The following is a 23576-nucleotide window of genomic DNA, read 5'->3' as shown; positions in this document are numbered from 1 at the left end:
TGATGACTGCGGAAAGCGTCAGGCCGAAGCCTTGTCGATGTACTTCACGGCATCGCCAACGGTCAGGATGGTCTCAGCCGCGTCGTCGGGAATCTCGACGCCGAATTCTTCTTCGAACGCCATGACGAGTTCGACCGTGTCGAGGCTGTCGGCGCCCAGATCATCGATGAAGCTCGCCTGCTCCGTCACTTTGTCGGCATCGACGCCAAGGTGCTCGATGACGATCTTCTTGACGCGCTCTGCGGTGTCACTCATTTGGGCATCCTCGTCTTTTGTTTGTCTGTCTTCGTTAGCGGGCAGAATGCCGCTAATCAAGCTGAAAGATGATCCTGCCGGAAACGCAACGACTACGAACCGGTTTTTGCCCGAACCGCCGGGTTGCGGGCCGCATTACACGAAAAATAGCTGAGGTCCAAGCCGAAATGGTCTCTTTTCACAACCCGCCGGACCTTGTTTAGAATTCGCCCTGCCGAGTCATATGGTGCGGTTTTCGAGAACCGGAGCGGAGCGTACTTTCAGTACGCGAGCACCGGAAGCGCAGATAACCGCGGCAGATGGCCGGCAGGGTAGAATTATCAACAAGGTCCGTCAGATCATCGCCATGCCGCCATTCACGTGGATGGTCTGGCCGGTGACGTAGGCGGCTTCGTTGGAGGCGAGATAAGCGACGGCGGACGCGACTTCAACGCTGGTGCCCATGCGCCGCGTCGGGATCGCCGCCATGATCGCCTCTTTCTGCTTGTCGTTGAGCTTGTCGGTCATCGCCGATTCGATGAAGCCCGGGGCGACGCAGTTGACGGTGATGTTGCGGGTGGCGATCTCCTGTGCCAGCGATTTGGAAAAGCCGATCATGCCGGCCTTTGAGGCGCAATAATTGGTCTGGCCGGGATTGCCGGTGACGCCGACCACCGAGGTGATGTTGATGATGCGGCCATGGCGGCGGCGCATCATCGGATGGGTGAGTTCGCGGGTCAGCCTGAACACGGCGGTCAGGTTGACTTCGAGCACGGTGTCCCAGTCGGCATCCGACATGCGCACGAACAACCCGTCCTTGGTGATGCCGGCATTGTTGACCAGGATGTCGACGCCTTCGAGATCGGCCTCGGCTTTCTGGCCGAGCGCCTTGACCTCGTCACGGTTCGACAGGTTGGCCGGGAACAGCTTGACCCGGTCGCCAAGCTCGCTAGCCAGCGCTTCCAGTTTCTCGACGCGGGTGCCATGCAGGCCGACGATCGCGCCCTGCGCATGCAGCATCCTGGCGATCGCCTCACCGATGCCTCCCGATGCGCCGGTGACGAGCGCCTTGCGGCCAGTCAATTCGAACATGTCTTTTCCTTCTCTCAAACCGGATAACGGTTATCTGTAGACATCACAGCCCCAGAAGTCGTCGCCTTTCATAATACCTTCCTCGCCGCTCCTGATCCGTGCCAGCACCTCGGCGGCAAGGTAGTAGTCTTCTACGTCCTCAAGGCCGCGCTCAATGAACTCACGCATATGATAGGCTTTGCTGCGCCCAGTCTTGGACGCGAGAACATCCAGGCGCAGCCTGATCTCAGGAGAAAGACGGATCGATGTGGACATGCCGCACCTTAGTTGCGATGCACGTATTCATGTGGCCGCGCATCAGCGAATTCAAGTCAAGCCGTTCAACCAAGCGCCGCCAACGCCGCCTCGACCTCAGCCGCGGAGCCGACCGACGCGGTGGCAATGTCGCGGTTGATGCGCCGCGCCAATCCTGAAAGCACCTTGCCGGCGCCGATTTCGTAAAGCGTGGTGATGCCGTTCGCGCCGAACCACTCCACCGTCTCGCGCCAACGCACGCGGCCGGTTATCTGCTCGACCAGGCGGCGGGCGATCTCGTCCGGATCGCTGGTCGGGCTAACCGTGACATTGGATAGGACGGGAACCACCGGCGAATTCTTTGTCACGCCGGCCAGGGCTTCCCGCATGACGTCGGCCGCGGGCGCCATCAGCGCGGAGTGGAAAGGCGCGGAAACCTGCAGCATCAGCGCTCGCTTGGCGCCCTTTTCCGTGCACAGTTTCGCCGCCAGTTCTACCGCAGCCTTGGTTCCGGAAATAACCAGCTGACCGCCGCCATTGTCGTTGGCGATCTGACAGACCGACCCTTTGGATGCCTCGGTGCAGGCTGCTTCGACATCGGCCTGTTCCAATCCGATGATCGCCGCCATGGCGCCCTCGCCGGCCGGCACCGCCGCCTGCATGGCATTGCCGCGTATGCGCAGCAACCGGGCGGCATCGGCAACCGAAACGAAGCCAGCAGCGGCCAACGCCGAATATTCGCCCAGCGAATGACCGGCGACATAGGTGACCTTGCCTTTCAGCGAGAAGCCGCGCGATTCCAGCGCCCGGACCACGGCCAGGGACACCGCCATCAGTGCCGGCTGCGCGTTTGCGGTCAGCGTCAACGCCTCTTCCGGCCCTTCCCAGATCAGCTTCGACAAGTTCTCACCAAGTGCGTCGTCGACTTCCTGGAAGACCCTGCGCGCTTCGGGGAAGGCGTCGGCGAGATCCTTGCCCATGCTGACCGCCTGGCTGCCTTGTCCGGGAAAGGTGAATGCGACGGCCATGCGAGGGCTCCCAAGGGCTGGTTTTGCTTGCCTGAAGACGGGTTTTTCTTGCCTGTGAGGCATGGCGGGGCGCCAAGTCAAGCCCGGTTCGACCCTGCCCGACGGCCGCCTCATCCGCCGAGTGCCTGTTCCGAAAGGCTTTTTGGCGATCACTCCTGATGAAAACCGCTCACGATTCGTTTGCTGGCTCTTCTTATTTTGGCCACAGGCGCTAGCTTTGCGTGACAATTCCATGACAATCGAGTGACGTGTTTGTCGCTGGGTGGGGAAGTTTAAGTGGCAAAGAGTTACAAACGCGCCGGCAAGCCCGCGCCACAGTTCCTGGAAGACGACCCCTCCACCGGCTATCTGCCGGGCAGGAGATGGCCGGTCGTGCGCTATGGGCTTGTCAGCCTGGCGATCGCGGCCGTCCTGGTGTTTGCGATCGAACTGATCGTGCGCGGCGATTTTGCTGGCACCGTCTCCTTCTTCCTGCAGCCGCTGAAGCCCGGCTGGACCACCATCGTCGTCTTCGCGCTGATCCTGATCGGCCTCGATGCGGTGCTCGGCCGCAGCCATCAGAGCCTGATGATCGTCGCGCCGCTGACGCTATCCCTTGCCTTCGTCGGCCACCAGAAGTCGCATTATCTCGGCGATCCGCTCTATCCCACCGATTTCCTCTATGCCCGCCAGATCTTCGCGCTGCTGCCGCTTTTGGTGCGCGACCGGCCGATGACCGCGCTCGCCATGGTCGTCGGCATCGTCGCCGGCCTGTCACTGCTCGTCTACGGCTGGCGGCTGTGGCGCCGCAAGGTTCCCGCGCTCAGCCGCAAGGGCCGCCTTGCCCGGCTGACGCTGGCCGTGCCGCTGCTCGCCTTCTTCGTTTCGATCATGGACTACGCCACCTTCTCCTGGACCAGGGACCGGCTGCAGATCATCCCGATCATGTGGGACCAGAAGGAAAACTATGCCTCCAACGGTTTTGCGCTGGCCTTCGCCCTCAATGTGCCGATGGCGCATGTCTCGGCGCCGCCAGGCTATACCGACAAAGCGATCGCGGCGATCGGCAGACCTGATGTAACCGCCTCGGTGCCGGCCGAGAAGCCCGACATCATCATCGTCATGAGCGAATCCTTCTGGGATCCGACCAAGCTGCCCGGCGTCACCATCACGCCCGATCCGATCCCCAACGTGCGGGCGCTGCGCTCGGGCTCGATGTTCTCGCCGGAATTCGGCGGCATGACCGCCAACATCGAGTTCGAGGCCCTGACCGGCTTTTCCAACGCCTTCCTGCCGGCCGGCAGCATCCCCTATCAGCAATATGTGCGCACGCCGACGCCTTCGCTGGCAACCTTCCTCAAGAGCCAGGGTTACCGGGCGCGCGCCATCCATCCCGGCACCAACTGGTTCTGGAACCGTGGCGCGGTCTACGCCGATTTCGGCTTCAACGACTTCAAGTCGGAAGAGACGCTGCCGCCCATGCAAAAGCGCGGGCCGCTGGCATCGGACGCGGCGATGACCGACGAGATCATCAGCGAGGCCGACGCCAGCGACGAGCCAGTGTTCTTCTTTGCCGTCAGCCTGCAAAACCACGGTCCTTACGAGCCGAACCGCTATTACAATCCGACGCACACGGTGCAGGCGCCAATCAGCCAGTGGGCGCGCGAATCGCTGCTCAGTTACGCCGAGGGCTCAGCCGATGCCGATCGCGGTCTCGAACGCCTCGTCGAATGGGCCAAGAAACGCTCCCGCCCCACCGTGATCGCCTTCTTCGGCGACCATCTGCCGCCGCTGGGGCCGGTCTATGTCGAAACCGGCTTCCTGAAGGACAATGTCGCACCGCGCAAGGAAGCGTCGCCCGAGGCCGCCCTCGAACACCACGAGACGCCGCTGGTCATCTGGTCGAACCGCACCGGACCGGCTGAGCACATGGGTGCCGTCAGCCCAGCCTTCCTGCCCTATCATATCCTGAAAACGGCCGGGATCAGCCATCCCTACTACACCGGCTTCCTGGGCGAGATGAGCGAACGCTACCGTGTCGTCGACCGCAATCTTCTGCTGACGCCGGCTGGCGAAGCCACGCCCGATTGGGCGCGACAGAAGGAGATCGATCCGGCGATCCGCGATTTCCGCCTGCTGCAGTACGATATGATGTTCGGCAAACGCCACGCCGCGCCCGACTTCTTCCCCGAAACCGTCGACAAGATTGTCGCCCATACCAGTTGAGATCGCCTTTAGTTCGTCAATTGCAGCTTCGAGAACTTGTTGGCAATCTGCTGGAAGACGTCCGGCAATTTGGTCGGATCGTTGACTGCATAATAGCCGCTCGGATCAGAGGCGCATGCGCTGTAAAGCGCACGGTTGGCTGCGGTGTCGGACTGCAGCACCATGGTGTAGATCTGTACGCCCTGGTCCTTCAATTGGGTGCAGACGCTTTTGGTCCAGCCATCGACGTTGCGTGCCGCCGTCGTCTGGTTATCCGATCCGAAACGGCCGCCGGCCAGATAGCCATATGATGTGTAGTCAGACTTCGTCGGCTGTTGGCTGGCGCCATAGACGACGTTCTCACCGTCGGTGAGCAACAGCACGATCTTGCTGATGCCGGGCGTCTTCCACGGCGCTCCATCGGTGTAGGGCGCGGCGGGCGACAGCACCCGCATACCCCATGACAGGCCCTCGGAGACATTGGTGCCCGAACCGTTCCACTCGGTCATCCGACTGGCTGCCTTGCGCAGCTTGTCGAAATCGTCGGTCAGGGGGACCACCGGGGTCGGACACGCACGGTTCGGGCCGATAGTGATGGGAGAGCCGGTCTCGGTGATGAGTTCCTTGGCGGGCGCAACATATTTGGCGATCTTTTCCCTGGCAGCCCTGTCATCGGGCGACAAAAGATCGATGAGGTTGCCGAGCAGGTTGCTGAGATCGATGCCCAGAATGTTGATGCCCGACTGGGCAAGCCTGGTTTTGTCGCTGACATCGTTGAGGTAGGAGTTGTTGTAGTATTTGTCCGAATTGCCATAGGAGCCAGACGGCTTTTGGGCGTCTTCGGGATCATCCGGCGCAAAGTACGGCACGAACAGCGTTTCGGGCTTGGCCGTGTCGGGTGGCGTGTCGGAGATATTGTAAGCGCCTGGCCGCGCCTCGACACAACCCTTCCATCCGGTGCCATTCCATCCGGCATCGGTCCATCCGGTCTTCTTGAGCTGTTTGAAAAGCGCCATGTGGTTCGGCCGCTTGCCGTCGATGACGGGAAAATTGACGCCGTTGGTCGAGGACTTGCCGTCCATGTCGATCCAGGACGGATCGAAGCCGTCGCCATTGACGTTGACAGCCGTTACGAAAGGAACCAGCGAGGCGCGGATCTTGCGCGTCGGCGATTTCGCCGCTTCGACCGTGTCGAGCAACGATTTTGTCGCCGTCCTCAACGCCGTCATCCGCGCGCCGGCCATCGAGCCGGTGTTGTCCAGCACCAGCACGACTTCGAGCTGGTTGTTCGATTCGACCGCCGAGGCATCGACGACGATGCGCTTGCTGTCGCCGAACAGGAAGGCGAAGTTGAGATTGACGTCCGCCGAGGCAACCGCCTTTGTCTTGACGAAGTTGACGCCCTTGTCGACAGTCAACGTCGCCTGCGCATTGCCGAGCTCGCCATGACCGACGATGTTGGCTTGGAAATAGCGGTTGAAAGCGTCATTGCGGGTGATGTCGAGATCGCCAAGGTGCGAGGAAGCAAGGTTTGCCGAATCGAGAGCGTTCTGCAAATTGCTCTTGGCCCGCATAAGGGTCGAGACATCGGTTGCGAAAGCGACTGCTGTCAGGATGACCGGCAAACCCAGTGCCAGCACAAGCGTGAAATTGCCGCTCTTCGAGCGCCAGAATTTGTCGAGAAGCATCCTTACCCCCGGAAATGCTTGCCGCTTTTGTGCGGTCGTCCGGGCTTTTGCGCCTTCCATGATGAATCGACCGTTGACGGCTGGGCTTCAACTCCACACAACCTTCTAGTGTGGTTAAGACGTGGTTCCCGGAAACCACAACTTCCGCCGTTGCTGCTCCCCGATCGTCACGTGGGACACACGGGAATGCCGCTTGCCCTTGCTTTACGGTCGGATTGCTATATAGACGCCCGCAATCTGCCGGTCCTTGCTGGGGGCTGAACGGAGGGCCGGAGGTTTTTTAGAACCTTCGTGTGAAGCCGGAAGTGCTTCCGCCTCCCGTGTCTCCGCTCTCGACCGTCTCGTTATGCTCCTTTCTTCCCCCTGCCCTTCGAGGGTTTGCGGGTCAGAGAAGTTGCAGAGGCTTTTGCCGCCGGGAACCGGGAGAGAAACGAAGAAAGGCATAAGACATAATGGCTCTTTACGAACATGTGTTTCTTGCCCGGCAGGACCTCTCGCAGCAGCAGGTCGATGCGCTTGTCGAACAGTACAAGGGTGTCATCTCCGCAAATGGCGGGTCCGTCGGCCGGGTCGAGAACTGGGGACTGAAGTCCCTCACCTACCGGGTCAACAAGAACCGGAAGGCTTACTACACGCTGATGGACCTGAATTGCCCCGCCGCCGCGCTCAACGAGATGGAGCGCCAGATGGGCCTGTCCGAAGACGTGCTGCGTTTCCTGACCATCAAGGTCGAGGCGCATGAGGAAGGCCCGTCGGCCATGATGCAGAAGCGCGAAGAGCGCTCGGAACGCGGCGGCTTCGGCGACCGTGACCGTGGCGATCGTGGTCCGCGTTCGTTCGGCGATCGTGATCGCGGCGACCGTGGCGATCGTCCGCCGCGCTCGTTCGGCGACGCTGGTGCCGATCGTGGTCCGCGCCGTCCGCGCGAAGGCTTTGAAGGGGGTGCAGAATAATGGTCGACATCAATCAGATCCCGACCCGGCGCCCGTTCCATCGCCGCCGCAAGACCTGCCCGTTCTCCGGCGCCAACGCGCCCAAGATCGACTACAAGGACGTGCGTCTGCTGCAGCGCTACATTTCTGAGCGCGGCAAGATCGTGCCGTCGCGCATCACCGCCGTCAGCCAGAAGAAGCAGCGCGAACTCGCCAAGGCAATCAAGCGCGCCCGCTTCCTCGGCCTGCTGCCCTACGTGGTTCGCTAATAGCGTCAATGCGGGCGGCTCGCCGCCCGCTCTTCTCCCGCGGCGACGGGCGCCGCAGGGTTGGACATCAAATCCCGGGTTGAGGTCAAAAACCTCTAACTGCCGCGACAGGCAGGACAGCGTCACCAGCGCCCCCGGCGCTCAAGCTTCCTGACCTGTTCCAGAGACATTCGGCGTCGATCTCATCGATCGATTGGCGCCCAACCGAAGGAACAAAACCATGGACGTCATTCTTCTCGAACGCGTTTCCCGCCTCGGCCAGATGGGCGACACCGTCAAGGTCAAGGACGGCTTTGCCCGTAACTTCCTGCTGCCGCAGGGCAAGGCGCTGCGCGCCAACGAAGCCAACAAGAAGAAGTTCGAAGGCCAGCGCGCCCAACTCGAAGCCCGTAACCTCGAGCGCAAGTCGGAAGCGGCCCAGGTCGCCGAAAAGCTCGACGGCAAGAGCTTCATCGCCGTCCGCTCCGCCGGCGAAACCGGGCAGCTTTACGGTTCCGTTTCGACCCGCGACATCGCCGATCTGCTGACGGCGGAAGGTTTCTCGATCAACCGCAACCAGATCCTGCTCAACCAGCCGATCAAGACCATCGGTGTCACCAATGTGGCGATCGCGCTGCATCCGGAAGTCGAGGTCACCGTCACGCTCAACATCGCCCGCACGGCCGACGAAGCCGAGCGCCAGGCCAAGGGCGAGACACTGACCACTGCCGAAGCCATCTATGGCGACGACATCAACGACAACGCCCGGCCGGAGAACTTCTTCGATCCGAACACCGAGTTCGAGGGCGGCGAAGACAACGCCTGATCACACTTCGCAAGACGATTGGAGCCATGGGCTGATCACGACTTAAAGCCAAGCTCCGATCACTTTGCCGTCATCCAGCCATGCTGGACCAATGCCCGGGTCTCTCGCCCGGGCATTTTTGTGCCAAATGGAACTTTTCGAACCCCTATATATTGTTGCAGACTATGGCGTAGCGCGTCCTTTGGCCGCGCAAAGCACGCTGTGCAACTTTGGTTCGGCGCAAGACCCCCGGCGAAATCGATACCGATTTTCGCGGTCACGCGCCAAGGCAGCCTGTCTGGCCGAGAGGGGACATTTGGTCATGAATATTCTGTTGAAGCGCGTTCTCGACCGCCTGGTGCGCACCGGCAATCTCAAGGTGACCGGCCCCAAGGGCTCGGCTGTGATTTTCGGCGACGGCAGCGGCGAACCGGTGCACATGCATATCAAGACGGCGCATGCCGAGCGCGCCATCACCTTCGATCCGATGCTGGCAGTGCCAGAGTCCTACATGGACGGCGAACTCGACATCCTCGAAGGCGGCGTGCTGGGCGTGATGCGCATCGCCTTCCAGAATATGGGCAGCGGCGGCATCGACGCCACCTGGTCGAAGGCCATCGAAGGGCTGCGCCACGCCTTCCGCCGCCTGCAGCAGATCAACACCGCCTCGCGCTCGCGCCGCAACGTGCAGCGCCACTACGATTTGTCGGGCGACCTCTACCGGCTCTTCCTTGACCAGGACATGCAGTATTCCTGCGCCTATTTCGAGCAGCCGGACATGACGCTGGACGAAGCGCAGGCCGCCAAGAAGCGCCACATCGCCGCCAAGCTCCGGCTGAAAGCCGGCCAGACGGTGCTCGACATCGGCTCCGGCTGGGGCGGGCTTGGCCTCTACCTCGCCAAAGCGTTCGACGTCGACGTGCAGGGCGTGACGCTGTCGACCGAGCAGCATGGCGTCGCCACCGACCGGGCGCACGCGCAAGGGCTGGAAAGCCGCGTGCATTTCGAGCTCAAGGACTACCGCGAACTCAACGAGCGTTTCGATCGCATCGTCTCGGTCGGCATGTTCGAGCATGTCGGCGTCAACCACTACCGTACGTTCTTCGACAAGAGCGCGACGCTGCTCAAGCCCGATGGCGTGATGCTGTTGCACACGATCGGTCGTTCCGGCGTGCCGTGGGCGACCAGCGCATTCATCCGCAAATACATCTTCCCGGGCGGCTATATCCCTTCGCTCTCGGAAGTCATGCCGGCGATCGAAAAGTCGGGCCTGGTCGTCACCGACGTCGAGATCCTGCGGCTCCACTATGCCGATACGCTGAAGCACTGGGGCGAGCGCTTCGCTGCCAACCGCGACAAGGCCAAGGCGATCTATGACGAGCGCTTCTGCCGCATGTGGGAATTCTATCTGGCGGCCTCGGAAGCCGCCTTCCGCTGGCAGGACCTGGTCATCTTCCAGATCCAGATCACCAAGAAGAACGATACGCTGCCGATGTCGCGCGACTACATGGCCAAATGCGAAAAGGCGCTCGAGATGCGCGATATGGGGCATCGTGAAACGGCTCCCGTCAAAAAGAGTCCGACCGCCAAGCCGGCTCGTCGCCGCAAGGTTGCGGACCAGGAATAGCATTGCCGCTTGCCATTGCCGGCGCCTGCACTGAAAAAGGTCCCGTGACCGTCGCGGGACCTTTTTCATGACCTACGTCCTCTATGCCGCCGCCGCTCTGGCCGAGATCGCCGGCTGCTTTTCGTTCTGGGCCTGGTGGCGGCTGGATAAGTCGCCGCTTTGGCTTCTTCCCGGCCTCGGCTCGCTTGCCCTGTTCGGCCTCCTGCTGGCGCTGGTCGACACGTCAGCCGCCGGTCGCGCCTACGCCGCCTATGGCGGCATCTACATTGCGGCATCGCTTGGCTGGCTGTGGCTGGTGGAGGACGTGCGCCCCGACCGCTGGGATTTTGCCGGCGCGGCGCTCTGCATTGCCGGCGCTTCCGTGATCCTTCTCGTCCCGCGGGGCGCGTGAGATGGAGTTGCCGGCATCCCTTCGCCAAGGTGTCGAGCGCTTGCTCGAAAACGTTCCGCTGGCTGTACTCAAACAAGCGGCAAAAACGCTGTCCGACCGTTATCGTGCCGAATTGCGCGACGGCCGTCTGCACATGGCCGAGGATCTGGCGGTGAAAGCCTATCTGGCGACGCGGCTGCCGGCGACCTATGCCGCGATCCGCACCAGTCTCGATGCGCTGAGCGATGCCAAGCCCGCCTTCCAACCCAAGAGCCTGCTCGATGTCGGCGCAGGTCCTGGTACTGCGCTTTGGGCCACGACTGAGCTGTGGCCCGATCTCGAACAGGCTGTGTTGTTCGAAGCCAGTGCGGCGGTACGCAAGGTCGGCGAGACACTTGCCGCCGGTGCGATTGCCGCCCAGACGAGGTGGCTGGCGGGTGATGCCACCATCGACCTTGCCGACCTCAAGTCGGCCGATCTGGTCACTTGCGCCTATGTGCTCGATGAAATCGCTCCCGCATCACTGCCGAAGCTCATCGACCGCCTCTGGCAACTCACCGCCGACACGCTGCTTGTGGTCGAGCCGGGCACCCCTGCCGGCTGGCAGCGCATCCTTGCCGTGCGCCGGCAGTTGATCGAGGCGGGCGCGCATGTGCTAGCGCCTTGCGCGCATCAGGCGCCCTGCCCGCTGATCCAGCCCGACTGGTGCCATTTTTCCCGCCGCGTCGCCCGCTCGCGCCTGCATCGGCTGGCCAAGGATGCCGACGTGCCGTGGGAAGACGAGAAGTTCATCTATGTCGCGGCTTCCCGAGAACGGCCCACTTCGCACCAGGCGCGGGTTCTTGCGCCGCCGAAATCCGGCTCCGGCAAGGTTCTGCTCAAGCTTTGCCAGGACGACGGTACCGCCGCCGAGCGCTTGTTCACCAAGCGCGACGGCGCCGACTTCAAGCTCGCCCGGCGGCTGGACTGGGGCGACAGGCTGGGTTCCGAATAGGCGGCAGTGGCGTTTCGAACCGCTCCGAAGAAAAATTCGGAGCGATGTCGAATCCAGGCCGTGCCGTTCGACCATTGGCGTTCTCGGATCTTTCGAGACGCCAAGAGTGTCAAACGGCATCAGCCAACAGGAGAGACGCAATGAGCTATATCGCAGGATTTGTCGCCGCGGTGCCCGCCGCCAACAAGGAAGCCTATCGCAAGCATGTCGCCAAGGCGGCATCGGTGCTGAAGGAGTTCGGCACCACCCGGATGGTCGAGGGATGGGGCGACGACGTGCCCGGCGGCAAGATCACCGACTTCAAGGGAGCCGTGAAGGCAAAGCCGGATGAGGTCATCACCTTTTCGTGGCACGAATACGCGGACAAGGCGGCGGCGGACGCTGCCTATCAGACGATGATGAGCGACCCGCGCATGGCGGAGATCGGCGCGTCCATGCCCTTTGACGGCAAGCACATGATCATCGGCGGTTTCACGCCGTTCATCGACCTGAACACGACCGGCAAGACCGGCTATATCGATGGCTCGCTGGTGCCGGTGCCGGCCGCCAACAAGCAAGCCTACCTTGCCGTGGCGGCGAAGCAGGCCGCGGTGATCAAGGAACATGGCGCAACCCGCGTCGTCGAGGCGTGGGGCGACGATGTTCCCGACGGCGAGATCACCGATTACCGCAGCGCCGTGAAAGCGACGGGCGATGAGGTTGTCGTCTATGCCTGGGTCGAATGGCCGTCGAAGCAGGTGCGTGACGACGCCTGGAAGAAGGTGATTGCCGATCCGCGCATGTATGCCGACACCATGCCCTACGACAACCAGCGCCGGGTCCATGGCGACTTCGCACCGATCCTCGACGCCTGATCCCAAGAACCCTAGTTTCGACAATCCTGGAAAAGGAAACCCACCATGCGTTATGCCTGTCTCATCTACTACCACCCCAAGACGCTGTTCGGCGGCAGCCCGCAAGCCAACGCCGTGCTGGCCGAATGCGCCGGATATGACGAGGTGCTCAGGGCCAGCGGCCACTTCGTAACCGCCGAAGCCCTGGTGTTGCCGGAAGAGGCGATGACCGTGCAGGTCCGCGACGGCAAGATGTCTTCGGTCGACGGCCCGTTCATGGAGACCAAGGAAATCCTGGGCGGCATCATCGTCATCGAAGCCCGTGATCTCAATGAAGCGGTGCGGGTGGCGAGCGGCCATCCGCTGGCAACGATCGGCTTTATCGAAGTCCGCCCGGTCGTCGACTTCAGCCAGCCGCCGCCGGCCCTGTGAGCACCGCCGGCCCGCGCGACGCCCTGGAGGCGGCCTACCGCACCGAGGCGCGGCGCGTGCTGGCGACCTTGATCCGCCTGCTCGGCGGTTTCGACGCGGCGGAGGAGGCCTTGCATGAGGCCTTCACGGCTGCCGCCGAACAATGGCCGCGCCAGGGTGTTCCGGCCAATCCCTATTCCTGGCTGGTCTCGGCCGGCCGCTTCAGAACCATCGACCGCTGGCGCCGGGAAGCGCGGCTGACCGGGGCCCTGCCCGAGCTCATGGCTCTGGCCGAGCCGACGCCGGAGCCAGCCATGCCGGAAGACATTCAGGACGATGAATTGCGGCTCATTTTCGTCTGCTGCCACCCGGCGCTGACGCCGGATGCACGCATTGCCCTGACCCTGCGCGAAGTGGGTGGCTTGACCACCGAGGAGATCGCCCGCGCCTATCTGACGCCGGCACCGACCATTGCGCAACGCATCGTGCGGGCCAAGGCGAAGATCCGGGACGAGGCCATCCCTTACGAAGTGCCCGACCGCGACGACCTGCCGGCGCGTCTCGAGAGTGCGCTGCAGGTGATCTACCTGATCTTCAACGAGGGTTACGCGGCAACCGAGGGGCCGAACCTGACGCGGGCCGATCTGTGCGCCGAGGCGATCCGGCTCGGCCGGCTGATGGTTGAGCTGCTCGACCAGCCGGAGGCGCAAGGGCTGCTTGCCCTGATGCTGCTGCACGAGGCGCGGCGCGCAACACGGGTCGATGCCAGCGGCGATCTTGTGCTGCTGGAGGACCAGGACCGCGCGCTGTGGGACCGTGCGCTGATCGCCGAGGCCGACGGCCTGATCGGTCGGGCGATCGCCTCGCGCCGCATCGGACCTTACATCCTGCAGGCGGCCATTGCTTCCGTCCACGCCGAGGCGGCAGGCACGGCGGAGACCGACTGGGTACAAATCGTCGCGCTTTCCGATGTGCTCGGCCGCGTCGATCCTTCACCCGTCGTGGCACTTAACCGCGCCGCGGCCATAGGCATGCGCGACGGCCCGCAGGCCGGACTGGCGGCAATCGAGGCGGTCATGGGACAAGGCGGGCTGGACGGCTACCATCTGGCGCACGCGGCGCGAGCAGACATGCAGCGCAGGCTTGGCTTGACCGAAGCGGCAAGGACCTCCTACCGGCGGGCGATCGAGTTGACCCGGCAACCGGCGGAACGCCGGTTCATCGAGGGGCGACTCGGTCAGCTTTGAGCGGGATGGCTGCACAGGGCACCATTCTTGTTTTCCCGTTTTGTTCTCCCTGTAGATGCGCTACAATCGTTCTTTCGATTCGAGTCAATTGTGATTCTTTCCACCGAAAAAACTCGGCTGTGAATCGCGGGTATCAAAGCTGATTGGACAGGCACTGGTGCAGATAAGTCAGCATGGACTTGTCACGTTCTGATATCGAGAAGCCGGGATCGAAATCGGGGACATCATGGCAGAAGCAGCGCGAAAATTCGGCGTGGCGGAAACACCGCTTTATCGTGAAGCGCCCAACAACATCGAGGCCGAGCAGGCGCTGCTCGGCGCCATCCTCGTCAACAACGATGCCTTCTACCGCGTCTCCGACTTCCTCAAGGCCGGCCATTTCTACGAGCCGCTGCACCGGAAAATCTTCGAGGTCGCGGCCGAGCTAATCCGCATAGATNCGACGCCTTCTATCGCGTCTCGGACTTCCTCAAGGCCAGCCATTTCTACGAACCGCTGCACCGCAAGATCTTCGAGGTGGCGTCCGAGTTCATCCGTATGGGCAAGGTGGCGACGCCGATCACGCTGAAAACCTTCCTGCCCGCCGACGAGAAGGTCGGCGACATGACGATGGCGCAATATGTCGTGCGGCTGGCGGTCGAGGCCGTCACCGTCGTCAACGCCACCGACTATGGCCGCGCCATCCATGACCTTGCCACACGCCGCGCGCTGATCACCGTCGGCGAGGACATGGTCAACATCGCCTATGACGCGCCGGTCGACATGGCGCCCGGCGAACAGATCGAGGACGCCGAACGCCGCCTGTTCGAGCTGGCCGAAAACGGCCGCTACGATGGCGGCTTCGAGAGTTTTTCCGATGCGTTGAAGAACGCCGTCGACATGGCCAGTGCGGCTTACATGCGCGACGGCCACCTATCCGGCATTGCCACCGGCCTGCGCGATCTCGACCACCGCATGGGCGGCCTGCAGCCATCCGATTTGATCATCATCGCCGGCCGCCCAGGCATGGGCAAGACGTCGCTGGCCACCAACATCGCCTATAACATCGCTGCCGCCTATGAGCCTGCCCAGCAGGCCGACGGTTCGGTCAAGGCGGCCAATGGCGGCGTCGTCGGCTTCTTCTCGCTTGAAATGTCGTCGGAGCAGCTGGCCACCCGCATCATCTCCGAGCAGACCGAGATTCCATCGTCGAAAATCCGGCGCGGCGATTTGACGGAAGCCGATTTCGGCAAGCTTGTCGCCTACACGCAGGAGAACCACAAGCGCCCGCTCTACATCGACCAGACGGGTGGTATCTCGATCGCCCAGCTCGCGGCGCGCGCCCGCCGCCTCAAGCGGCAGCGCGGGCTGGACCTGATGGTCATCGACTATATCCAGCTGATGCAGGGTTCGTCCGCCAAGGCGTCGCAGAACCGCGTCCAGGAAATCACCGAGATCACCACCGGACTGAAGGCACTCGGCAAAGAGTTGGGCGTGCCGATCATCGCCCTCTCACAGCTCTCGCGTCAGGTCGAAAGCCGCGACGACAAGCATCCGCAGCTGTCCGATCTGCGCGAATCGGGCTCGATCGAGCAGGACGCCGACGTCGTGCTGTTCGTGTACCGTGAGGAATATTACATCAAGAACAAGGAACCGGAGAAAGGCACGCCCGAGCACCTCGCCTGGGAAACGAAGATGATCGAGGTCCAGGGCAAGGCCGAAGTGATCATCGCCAAGCAGCGCCATGGCCCGACCGGCACCGTCAGCCTTGCCTTCCAGGGCGAGTTCACCCGCTTCTCCGACCTCGCCGAGGAGCATCATCTGCCGGAAAGGTTCGAGTAGCTTTTTGACCTACCCCAGCCCACCTCGCCCAGGCCATTTTCAAGCAGCATCCCGCTGATGGCCAAGTCGCGCGTCCAATTCATCTGCCAGAGTTGCGGATCGGTGCATCAGCGCTGGGCCGGCAAATGCGATGCCTGTGGCGAGTGGAACACGCTGGTCGAGGAAGGCACGTCCGGCGGCATCGGCTCGGGACCAGCCAACACGCGCAACGCCCGCAAGGGCCGCGCGGTGGTGCTGACCACGCTGTCCGGCGATATCGAGGACGCGCCGCGCATCATCTCGGGCATTGGCGAACTCGACCGCGCCACCGGCGGCGGTTTCGTGCGCGGCTCGGCGCTGCTGGTCGGCGGCGACCCCGGCATCGGCAAGTCAACGCTGCTCACCCAGGCGGCCGCGGCGCTGGCATCAAAAGGCCACCGCATCGTCTATGTCTCCGGCGAAGAGGCGGTCGCGCAGATCAGGCTGCGGGCGCAGCGGCTTGGCGTCGCCTCTTCTCCGGTGGAACTTGCCGCCGAGACCAATGTCGAGGACATCCTGGCGACGATCGCCGACGGCAAGCGGCCTGATCTCGTCATCCTGGATTCGATCCAGACGCTGTGGACCGACCTTGCCGATTCGGCGCCTGGGACCGTCACACAGGTGCGCGCCGCCGCCCAGGCGATGATCCGCTATGCGAAATCTACGGGTGCTGCGATCGTACTGGTCGGCCATGTCACCAAGGAAGGCCAGATCGCCGGGCCGCGCGTCGTCGAGCACATGGTCGACGCCGTGCTCTACTTCGAAGGCGAAGGCGGCCATCACTATCGCATCCTGCGCACGGTGAAGAACCGTTTTGGACCGACCGACGAGATCGGCGTCTTCGAAATGTCGGACAAGGGCCTGCGCGAGGTCGCCAATCCGTCCGAGCTTTTCCTTGGCGAACGCCATGCCAAATCGCCGGGGGCGGCGGTTTTCGCCGGCATGGAGGGGACAAGGCCGGTGCTGGTCGAGATCCAGGCACTGGTCGCACCCTCCTCGCTCGGCACGCCGCGCCGCGCCGTCGTCGGCTGGGACGGCGCCCGGCTGTCGATGATCCTGGCGGTTCTCGAAGCCCATTGCGGCGTGCGCTTCGGCACTCACGATGTCTATCTCAATGTCGCCGGAGGCTACCGGATTTCGGAGCCCGCGGCCGATCTGGCAGTGGCGGCCGCCCTGGTTTCCTCGCTCACCGGTCTTGCCCTTCCCGCCGATTGCGTCTATTTCGGCGAAATCAGCCTTTCGGGCGCCGTGAGGCCGGTTGCGCATGCGCAACAGCGCCTCAAGGAAGCCGAAAAGCTGGGTTTTGGAAGCGCGGTTCTGCCCTCGGGCAGCGGGGAACTGGCCGGGGGGATCGGGGCCGGTTCTTTCCAGCCGACCGAGCTTGCCGACCTCGTGGCACGCATAGCCGGCTCACGCCGAAGCCGCGTGGACGAAGAAGATTAGAGCATCGGACCCAGAACCCGATGCTCCGCGCTATAATGCGGCTCATGGAGTGGGGCGAAAGACATGCCGATTACGCTGCTTGACGGAATTCTCGTCGGCTTCACTCTGGTCTCGGCGATGCTCGCCATGGTTCGCGGCTTCTCGCGCGAAGTCCTGTCCGTCGTCTCCTGGGCAGCGGCGGCAGCGGCGGCGTTCTTCTTCTACAAGCCGGTTGTGCCTTACCTCGCGCCCTACATCGAGAATGAAAAGGTCGCCATGGCGGCGGCCGCCGGCGTGGTTTTCATCATCGCGTTGATCGTCGTCTCGGTCATCACCATGAAGCTAGCCGACTGGATCATCGATTCCAGGATCGGCGCACTCGATCGTACGCTCGGTTTCCTTTACGGCGCCGCGCGCGGCATCCTGGTCGTTGCCGTCGCCCTGCTGTTCTTCAACTGGCTGGCCGGTGCCAAGGCACCAGCCTGGGTCACGGAGGCCAAGTCGCGGCCGCTGCTCGAACAGATCGGCGCCAAGCTCGAAAGCCTGCTGCCCGAGGATCCGGAAAACGCGATCCTCAAGAAGCTCAATCCGAATCAGCCGGGCGCCGAGACGCCAGCGGCTCCGGACGCACCGGCCGCGGATGCTCCGGCGGGCGGCGACGATGCCAACACGCCGGCGCCTGACGACAATGACGCAACACCACCGGCCAACAACGCTCCGGCACCGGCGGCACCGGCAAACTGACGCCCGAAAACGGCGTCAGGATCTGACGATGGTGTGAACGACCGCACGGCCCGCGTTGCTTTCGGCGCGAACCCGCATTATATGGCGATTTTAGCGGAGCTTAAGATGGCAGACGCAGACGACGTGCTTTCCGCCGAGGCCGACGACCATTTCCACGACGAATGCGGTGTGTTCGGCATTTTCGGCCGGCAGGACGCTGCGGCCATCGTTACACTGGGCCTGCATGCGCTGCAGCATCGCGGCCAGGAAGCGGCCGGCATCGTTTCCTATGACGGCAGCCAGTTCCATGTCGAACGCCATGTCGGCCTGATTGGCGACACCTTCACCAAGCAGCGCGTCATCGACAGCCTGCAAGGCAACCGCGCCATTGGCCATACGCGCTACGCCACCACGGGCGGCGCCGGCATGCGCAACATCCAGCCCTTTTTCGCCGAATTGGCCGATGGCGGCTTCGCCGTCGCCCACAACGGCAATCTGACCAACGCCATGACCGTGCAGCGCGCGCTGCAGAAGCAAGGCGCGATCTTCTCCTCCACCTCCGATACCGAGACGCTTTTGCACCTCGTCGCCACCAGCAAGGAACGCGACTTGAACTCGCGTTTCATCGATGCGGTGCGGCAGGTCGAGGGCGCCTTCTCGCTGGTGGCGATGACGGCCAAGAAGATGATCGGCTGCCGCGATCCGCTCGGCATCCGGCCGCTGGTGCTCGGCGATCTCGACGGCGCCTGGATCCTGGCCTCCGAAACCTGCGCGCTCGACATCATCGGCGCGCGTTTCGTTCGCGACCTGAAGCCCGGCGAGATGGTTGTCGTCACGTCCAAGGGCATCGAGAGCCTGTTCCCCTTCGAACCGCAGAAGACCCGCTTCTGCATCTTCGAATATGTCTATTTCGCGCGGCCGGATTCCTCGGTCGAAGGCCGTAACGTCTATGAGGTGCGTAAGCGCATCGGCGCCGAGCTGGCGGTCGAAAGCCCGGTCGAGGCCGACATCGTCGTGCCGGTGCCGGATTCGGGCACGCCGGCGGCGATCGGCTTCAGCCAGGCCGCAGGCATTCCCTTCGAGCTCGGCATCATCCGCAATCATTATGTCGGCCGCACCTTTATCCAGCCGGGCGATTCGATCCGCCACATGGGCGTCAAGCTGAAGCACAATGCCAACCGCCGCATGATCGAGGGCAAGCGCGTGGTGCTGGTCGACGACAGTATCGTGCGCGGCACCACCAGCCAGAAGATCGTGCAGATGGTGCGCGACGCCGGCGCCAAGGAGGTGCATATGCGCATCGCTTCACCGCCGACACGCGCGTCCTGCTTCTACGGTGTCGACACGCCGGAGAAATCGAAGCTCCTGGCATCGCGCATGTCGATCGAGGAAATGGCCGAGTTCATCCGTGTCGATTCGCTTGGCTTCCTCACCATTGACGGGCTCTACCGCGCGGTCGGCGAGGCCAGCCGCGACAACGACCAGCCGCAATTCTGCGACGCCTGCTTCACCGGCCAGTATCCGACCCGCCTGCTCGACTTCGAAGGCCACGACAATGTGCGCACGCTGTCGCTGCTGGCGACGAGCGGGACGTAGGCTCTTGCGGCAACCGTGAATTTCGCCGGTTTGCAAATTTCGCCGCGATCGCTTTGTCGCGCCCTCCTCGAAACAGCCGATCTCCCCCCTTGCGGGGGAGATGTCCGGCAGGGCAGAGGGGGGTGCTGTCCCGCCAACCTGTCAGCCAATCAAAGGCACGCGCCTAGCCTGGTTCTCTCTCGGGGGCGGATTATTTCGGAAATTGGCGATCCTTCACACCTCCCTCTGTCCTGCCGGACATCTCCCCCGCAAGGGGGGAGATTGCGCTCTCATCCCCGTTTTCGCCAATCACGCAGGCTGACGAGGCAGAGCCAAGTCCGAGTTAGAGCACTAACCTTCGGAGTTGCCCGTTGAACCCTCCCCTCGACCTCACCGGCCGCGTTGCGGTCGTCACCGGCGCTTCGCGTGGCATCGGCTATTTCATCGCCAAGGAATTGGCTGCCGCCGGCGCGCATGTCGTCGCGGTGGCGCGCACTGTCGGCGGCCTGGAAGAGCTTGACGACCAGATCAAGGCGGCCGGCGGCCAGGCGACATTGGTGCCGCTCGACCTCGCCGACATGGCCGGCATCGACCGGCTGGGCGGCGCCATCCACGAGCGCTGGGGCAAGCTCGACATTCTCGTCGCCAATGCCGGCGTTCTCGGCGTCATTTCGCCGATCGGCCATGTCGAAGCAAAAACCTTCGAGAAGGTGATGACCATCAATGTCACCTCGACATGGCGGCTGATCCGCTCGGTCGACCCGCTGTTGCGGCTATCCGACGCCGGCAGGGCGATCATCCTGTCTTCCAACGCGGCGCACTCGGCGCGCGCCTTCTGGGCGCCCTATGCGGCATCCAAGGCGGCGGTCGAGACGATGATGCGCTCCTGGGCGCATGAGACGCAGAGCCTGCCGTTGCGCGTCAACGCCGCCGACCCCGGCGCCACCCGCACCGCCATGCGGGCGCAGGCAGTGCCAGGCGAGGATCCCGAGACGCTGCCGCACCCCTCGGAGATCGCCAAACGTATCGTGCCGCTGGCCAGCCCGGAGCTGAAAGAGACCGGATTGATCTTCCAGGCCAAGCACAATCGCTTCGTCGCCTATCGTCAGCCGGAATAAAACTTGGGTCTTTTTTGATGCATGCCGGTTTTTCCGAAACCGCTGCACACTTTTGGGCGGCATGCGTAGGGATTAAACAGGCCTCCGGAAACGTTTCTTCGACGTAGTCGAAGCCCAAACCGGAGGAACCACCATGCGCAGATTGCTTCTCGCCACCGCCGCCCTGATCGCAGCCACCGGCGCCACCTATTCGCAAGACGCAAAGATGAGCTTCTTCGTCACCAGCGTCGGTTCCGGCAAGGGCGCCGATCTCGGCGGCCTCAAGGGTGCCGACGCGCATTGCGCCTCGCTGGCGGAAGCCGCCGGCGTCACCGGCAAGAATTGGGCTGCCTATCTGTCGACCAGCGACACCGATGCGCGCGACCGCATCGGCAAGGGGCCGTGGGTGAACGCCAAGGGCGTCAAGATCGCCGACGACGTCGCCTCCCTGCACAGCGACGCCAACGGCATCACCAAGCAGACGGCGCTGAACGAGAAAGGTGAAGTGGTCAACGGCCGCGGCGACAAGCCGAACCGCCACGACGTGCTGACCGGCTCCAAGCCCGACGGCACGAAGATCGCCGACCAGACCTGCGGCGACTGGACGATGAGCGGGGCCGAGGGAGCCGCGATGATGGGCCATCATGACCGCACCGGCCTCGACGAATCGGCTGCCGCAAAATCCTGGAATTCCTCGCATGCCTCGCGCGGCGGCTGCAGCCAGGAGGCGCTGAAGGGCACCGGAGGCGACGGCCTGTTCTATTGCTTTGCCACCAACTGAGCCGATTGGGCTTCAAAAATCAGGTTGAAACCCATCGCCACATCACGCGGCTGTGATGTGGCGATGGAAGGGGGTCATGCTTTCGTCATTTCCGTGGAGTTGGTAGGATCGCAGCGACTCCCACAACAAGCGCCCACTGGCAGAACAAGGAAATCCCCATGGCTACGACCGCAGCAGCGTTGGTCTGGTATCTGGTAATCGCCGGCCCGCAGGGCGGCATGGTCGTGCTGCCCAGCACCTTCGACAAGCGCGAACAGTGCACGGCCGCCATCACCGAATATCAGAAGCAGCCGACACCAGCCGGCTGGTCGGTGCAATGCGTGCCGAGCGCCTCGCCCTTCACAGACGAAGGCGACGCCGAAGAGCCGTCGGCACAGTAAGCGTCAGCGCCGTGCGCTGACCGTCAGCTCTGGCTTCTGTCTGATGGTCTGGAACACCACGCAGTAGCGCTCGGTCAGCTTCAGCAGCGAATCTATCCGCTCCTGCGGCTCATCCGTGTCGAGCTTGAAGTTGAGCCGGATGGCGCGAAAGCCGACGGGCGCATCCTTGGCGACACCGAGCGTGCCGCGAAAATCGAGATCGCCTTCGGCCTCCACCGTGGCGGCGCCGAGCTTGAACTCGAGCGCCGTCGCCACCGCCTTCAGCGTCACCCCTGCGCAGGCCACCAAGGCCTCGAGCAGCATATCGCCCGAGCAGAGCTCAAGGCCTGAGCCGCCTGTTGCCGGATGCAGTCCGGCGATGGCGAGCGCCCTGCCCGTCTCCACCTTGCAGGCAACCGACTGGTCGTCGATCGAGCCCTTGGCGCGAAGCGTGATCAGAGCCTGCGAAGCGTCATCGCGATAGGCCTGCTTCAGCGGCGCCTGCATGGCCTTCAATTCGGTCGCATCCATCCGCTGTCCCCTTTCGTCAGCCTTTCCCGCCGCCGGCATAGCGCCGTCCGGTCGAGATTTGCGCCGATCGCCATGGAAGGCAATGCCATTCCGCAATACGAGGTAGCCGCCGCCGGCGCACAAAGACCGATATCCCAAATGGGACATTGACGGACAAGGTCCCAAAAACGTCTGATCCGGGCAAGTCGTCACTCCATTTTCCAGCGGTCCCCAGATGCCCCGTACCCTCTCGACAACGCCGAAACAGGATGGGTTTCGCGCGCCCGGCGAATTCGAACCCAAATCAGGCTGCTGGCTGATCTGGCCGGAGCGACCGGACACATGGCGCCTCGGTGCCAAGCCCGCGCAAAAACTGTTCGTCGATGTCGCCGCGGCGATCGCGCAAAGCGAGCCGGTGACCGTGGCTGCATCCGCTCGCCAATGGCAGAATGCCAGGGCGCGATTGCCTGGCCATGTGCGCGTCGTGGAAATGTCCACCAACGATTCCTGGCTGCGCGACAGCGGTCCCAATTTCGTCGTCAACGATCATGGCGACGTGCGTGGCGTCGATTGGATCTTCAACGCATATGGCGGTTTTGACGGCGGCCTCTACGTGCCATGGGACCTCGATGATCTGGCCGCGCAAAAAGTGCTCGAAATCGAGAACATGGATCGCTACCGCGCGCCGCTGATCGCCGAGGGTGGCGGGCTGCAGTGCGACGGTCAGGGCACGCTCATCACGACGGAGCAATGCCTGCTCAACCGAAATCGCAATGCCCATCTCGGCAAGGTCGAGGTGGAACGCCAGCTTGGCGACTATCTCGGCGTCGACACTATCATCTGGCTGCCACGCGGCTTTGCCTTCGACGAGACCGACGGTCATGTCGACGACGTCTGCTGCTTCGTGCGCCCCGGTGTGGTCGTGCTGAGCTGGACCGACAATCGGGAGGACCCGCAATATGAGATCGTGCGGGAAGCCGAGGAGATGCTGCGTTCGGCCCGTGATGCGCGTGGACGCGCGCTGGAGGTCCACCGGCTGCCCCATCCCTTGCCAATCGAGATGACGCCAGAAGAGAGCGACAGCGTGGACCGGCTCGATTCGACCTGGGCGCGACCCGCCGGGAACCGGATCGCGGCGAGCTACATCAACTACTATCCGGGCAACAGCGTCGTGGTGGTACCGCAGTTCGGCTGCGATCTCGACGTAAAGGCCAAGCAAGAACTGGCCGCGCTGTTCCCCGATCACCGGATAGTCGGCATCGAAAACTCGCGCGAGATCCTGCTGGGCGGCGGCAATGTCGCCTGCATCACCTTGCCGGTCTATGCCCCGCAACGACGTTGAC

General features: G+C 63.2%; 24 protein-coding genes and 1 pseudogene. 18 read left to right on the top strand and 7 right to left on the bottom strand.

What is annotated here, in order from left to right:
• Nucleotides 1-18: 18 nt before the first annotated feature.
• The 4 genes from X735_RS138885 to fabD form a co-directional block, all read right to left on the bottom strand.
• Entirely contained in the window at nucleotides 19-255 is a 237-nt protein-coding gene (locus X735_RS138885; RefSeq protein ID WP_006203723.1) for an acyl carrier protein, read from the bottom strand.
• A gap of 333 nt (nucleotides 256-588) precedes the next feature.
• Nucleotides 589-1326: a 3-oxoacyl-[acyl-carrier-protein] reductase gene (gene fabG / locus X735_RS138890; RefSeq protein ID WP_023813762.1), complete on the bottom strand. Its 738-nt coding sequence runs from the start codon at nucleotides 1324-1326 to the stop codon at nucleotides 589-591.
• 30 nt (nucleotides 1327-1356) lie between these two features.
• Nucleotides 1357-1581, bottom strand: coding sequence for a ribbon-helix-helix protein, CopG family (locus X735_RS138895; protein ID WP_023813761.1), 225 nt, complete (start codon nucleotides 1579-1581; stop codon nucleotides 1357-1359).
• Between the two features lie 65 nt (nucleotides 1582-1646).
• A complete protein-coding gene (gene fabD, locus X735_RS138900; protein ID WP_023813760.1) occupies nucleotides 1647-2588 on the bottom strand; it encodes an ACP S-malonyltransferase in 942 nt (313 codons plus the stop codon).
• A 276-nt stretch (nucleotides 2589-2864) separates the two neighbouring features.
• Here fabD and X735_RS138905 point away from each other — a divergent pair, with 276 nt between their 5' ends.
• Nucleotides 2865-4793 carry an LTA synthase family protein gene (locus X735_RS138905; RefSeq protein ID WP_023813759.1) on the top strand — a complete coding sequence of 643 codons (1929 nt, stop codon included), beginning with the start codon at nucleotides 2865-2867 and terminating at the stop codon, nucleotides 4791-4793.
• An 8-nt stretch (nucleotides 4794-4801) separates the two neighbouring features.
• Here the strand turns inward: X735_RS138905 and X735_RS138910 are convergent, their stop codons facing one another.
• Nucleotides 4802-6460 (bottom strand): pilus assembly protein, encoded by a 1659-nt coding sequence (locus X735_RS138910; protein WP_023813758.1) that lies wholly within the window; start codon nucleotides 6458-6460, stop codon nucleotides 4802-4804.
• Nucleotides 6461-6912: 452 nt separating this feature from the next.
• On the opposite strand from X735_RS138910, the gene rpsF reads away from it, so the two are divergent.
• The 9 genes from rpsF (at nucleotide 6913) to X735_RS138955 (ending at nucleotide 13927) form a co-directional block, all read left to right on the top strand.
• Nucleotides 6913-7413 (top strand): 30S ribosomal protein S6, encoded by a 501-nt coding sequence (rpsF, locus tag X735_RS138915; protein ID WP_013532520.1) that lies wholly within the window; start codon nucleotides 6913-6915, stop codon nucleotides 7411-7413.
• The gene (gene rpsR, locus X735_RS138920) at nucleotides 7413-7661 is read left to right on the top strand and encodes a 30S ribosomal protein S18 (protein ID WP_006203718.1); all 249 of its coding nucleotides are present in this window, start codon (nucleotides 7413-7415) and stop codon (nucleotides 7659-7661) included. Before rpsF ends, rpsR begins: the two co-directional genes overlap by 1 nt.
• Before the next feature lie 220 nt (nucleotides 7662-7881).
• Complete coding sequence (gene rplI / locus X735_RS138925; protein ID WP_023813757.1) at nucleotides 7882-8466, top strand: 50S ribosomal protein L9; 585 nt, start codon at nucleotides 7882-7884, stop codon at nucleotides 8464-8466.
• A gap of 301 nt (nucleotides 8467-8767) precedes the next feature.
• Nucleotides 8768-10072, top strand: coding sequence for a cyclopropane-fatty-acyl-phospholipid synthase family protein (locus X735_RS138930; protein ID WP_023813756.1), 1305 nt, complete (start codon nucleotides 8768-8770; stop codon nucleotides 10070-10072).
• Nucleotides 10073-10139: 67 nt separating this feature from the next.
• The gene (locus X735_RS138935) at nucleotides 10140-10463 is read left to right on the top strand and encodes a YnfA family protein (protein ID WP_023813755.1); all 324 of its coding nucleotides are present in this window, start codon (nucleotides 10140-10142) and stop codon (nucleotides 10461-10463) included.
• Nucleotide 10464: 1 nt separating this feature from the next.
• Entirely contained in the window at nucleotides 10465-11436 is a 972-nt protein-coding gene (locus X735_RS138940; RefSeq protein WP_023813754.1) for a small ribosomal subunit Rsm22 family protein, read from the top strand.
• Nucleotides 11437-11576: 140 nt separating this feature from the next.
• Nucleotides 11577-12290 carry a DUF1428 domain-containing protein gene (locus tag X735_RS138945; RefSeq protein WP_023813753.1) on the top strand — a complete coding sequence of 238 codons (714 nt, stop codon included), beginning with the start codon at nucleotides 11577-11579 and terminating at the stop codon, nucleotides 12288-12290.
• A gap of 45 nt (nucleotides 12291-12335) precedes the next feature.
• Complete coding sequence (locus X735_RS138950) at nucleotides 12336-12701, top strand: YciI family protein (RefSeq protein ID WP_023813752.1); 366 nt, start codon at nucleotides 12336-12338, stop codon at nucleotides 12699-12701.
• Complete coding sequence (locus X735_RS138955; protein ID WP_023813751.1) at nucleotides 12698-13927, top strand: RNA polymerase sigma factor; 1230 nt, start codon at nucleotides 12698-12700, stop codon at nucleotides 13925-13927. Before X735_RS138950 ends, X735_RS138955 begins: the two co-directional genes overlap by 4 nt.
• A gap of 133 nt (nucleotides 13928-14060) precedes the next feature.
• On the opposite strand, the gene X735_RS1000000170435 is transcribed toward X735_RS138955, so the two are convergent.
• Nucleotides 14061-14306 carry a hypothetical protein gene (locus X735_RS1000000170435; RefSeq protein WP_023813750.1) on the bottom strand — a complete coding sequence of 82 codons (246 nt, stop codon included), beginning with the start codon at nucleotides 14304-14306 and terminating at the stop codon, nucleotides 14061-14063.
• Here X735_RS1000000170435 and X735_RS138965 point away from each other — a divergent pair.
• From X735_RS138965 to X735_RS138995, 7 genes and pseudogenes are all read left to right on the top strand, one after another.
• Nucleotides 14196-15748: pseudogene (locus X735_RS138965) on the top strand (replicative DNA helicase); the annotation flags it as partial. The gene X735_RS1000000170435 and the pseudogene X735_RS138965 sit on opposite strands and share 111 nt — an antisense overlap.
• 57 nt (nucleotides 15749-15805) lie before the next feature.
• Nucleotides 15806-17209 (top strand): DNA repair protein RadA, encoded by a 1404-nt coding sequence (gene radA / locus X735_RS138970; protein ID WP_023813748.1) that lies wholly within the window; start codon nucleotides 15806-15808, stop codon nucleotides 17207-17209.
• Between the two features lie 63 nt (nucleotides 17210-17272).
• Nucleotides 17273-17932, top strand: coding sequence for a CvpA family protein (locus X735_RS138975; protein ID WP_023813747.1), 660 nt, complete (start codon nucleotides 17273-17275; stop codon nucleotides 17930-17932).
• Nucleotides 17933-18037: 105 nt separating this feature from the next.
• Nucleotides 18038-19507 carry an amidophosphoribosyltransferase gene (gene purF / locus X735_RS138980; protein WP_013532528.1) on the top strand — a complete coding sequence of 490 codons (1470 nt, stop codon included), beginning with the start codon at nucleotides 18038-18040 and terminating at the stop codon, nucleotides 19505-19507.
• Nucleotides 19508-19857: 350 nt separating this feature from the next.
• Complete coding sequence (locus X735_RS138985; protein WP_023813746.1) at nucleotides 19858-20604, top strand: SDR family NAD(P)-dependent oxidoreductase; 747 nt, start codon at nucleotides 19858-19860, stop codon at nucleotides 20602-20604.
• A gap of 133 nt (nucleotides 20605-20737) precedes the next feature.
• On the top strand, nucleotides 20738-21364 hold the full coding sequence (locus tag X735_RS138990; protein WP_023813745.1) for a hypothetical protein: 627 nt from the start codon (nucleotides 20738-20740) through the stop codon (nucleotides 21362-21364).
• A 158-nt stretch (nucleotides 21365-21522) separates the two neighbouring features.
• Nucleotides 21523-21744 (top strand): hypothetical protein, encoded by a 222-nt coding sequence (locus X735_RS138995; protein ID WP_013532531.1) that lies wholly within the window; start codon nucleotides 21523-21525, stop codon nucleotides 21742-21744.
• Between the two features lie 3 nt (nucleotides 21745-21747).
• Here the strand turns inward: X735_RS138995 and X735_RS139000 are convergent, their stop codons facing one another.
• A complete protein-coding gene (locus tag X735_RS139000; protein WP_031213739.1) occupies nucleotides 21748-22254 on the bottom strand; it encodes an OsmC family protein in 507 nt (168 codons plus the stop codon).
• 214 nt (nucleotides 22255-22468) lie between these two features.
• Here X735_RS139000 and aguA point away from each other — a divergent pair, with 214 nt between their 5' ends.
• Complete coding sequence (gene aguA, locus X735_RS139005; RefSeq protein ID WP_023813743.1) at nucleotides 22469-23575, top strand: agmatine deiminase; 1107 nt, start codon at nucleotides 22469-22471, stop codon at nucleotides 23573-23575.
• The last annotated feature ends 1 nt before the right edge of the window (nucleotide 23576 follow it).

This window comes from Mesorhizobium sp. L2C084A000, from assembly GCF_000502875.1.
Classification (GTDB): Bacteria; Pseudomonadota; Alphaproteobacteria; order Rhizobiales; family Rhizobiaceae; genus Mesorhizobium.
Note: the sequence above shows the minus strand (reverse complement) of the source record. Positions and strands in the feature narration are given on the sequence as shown.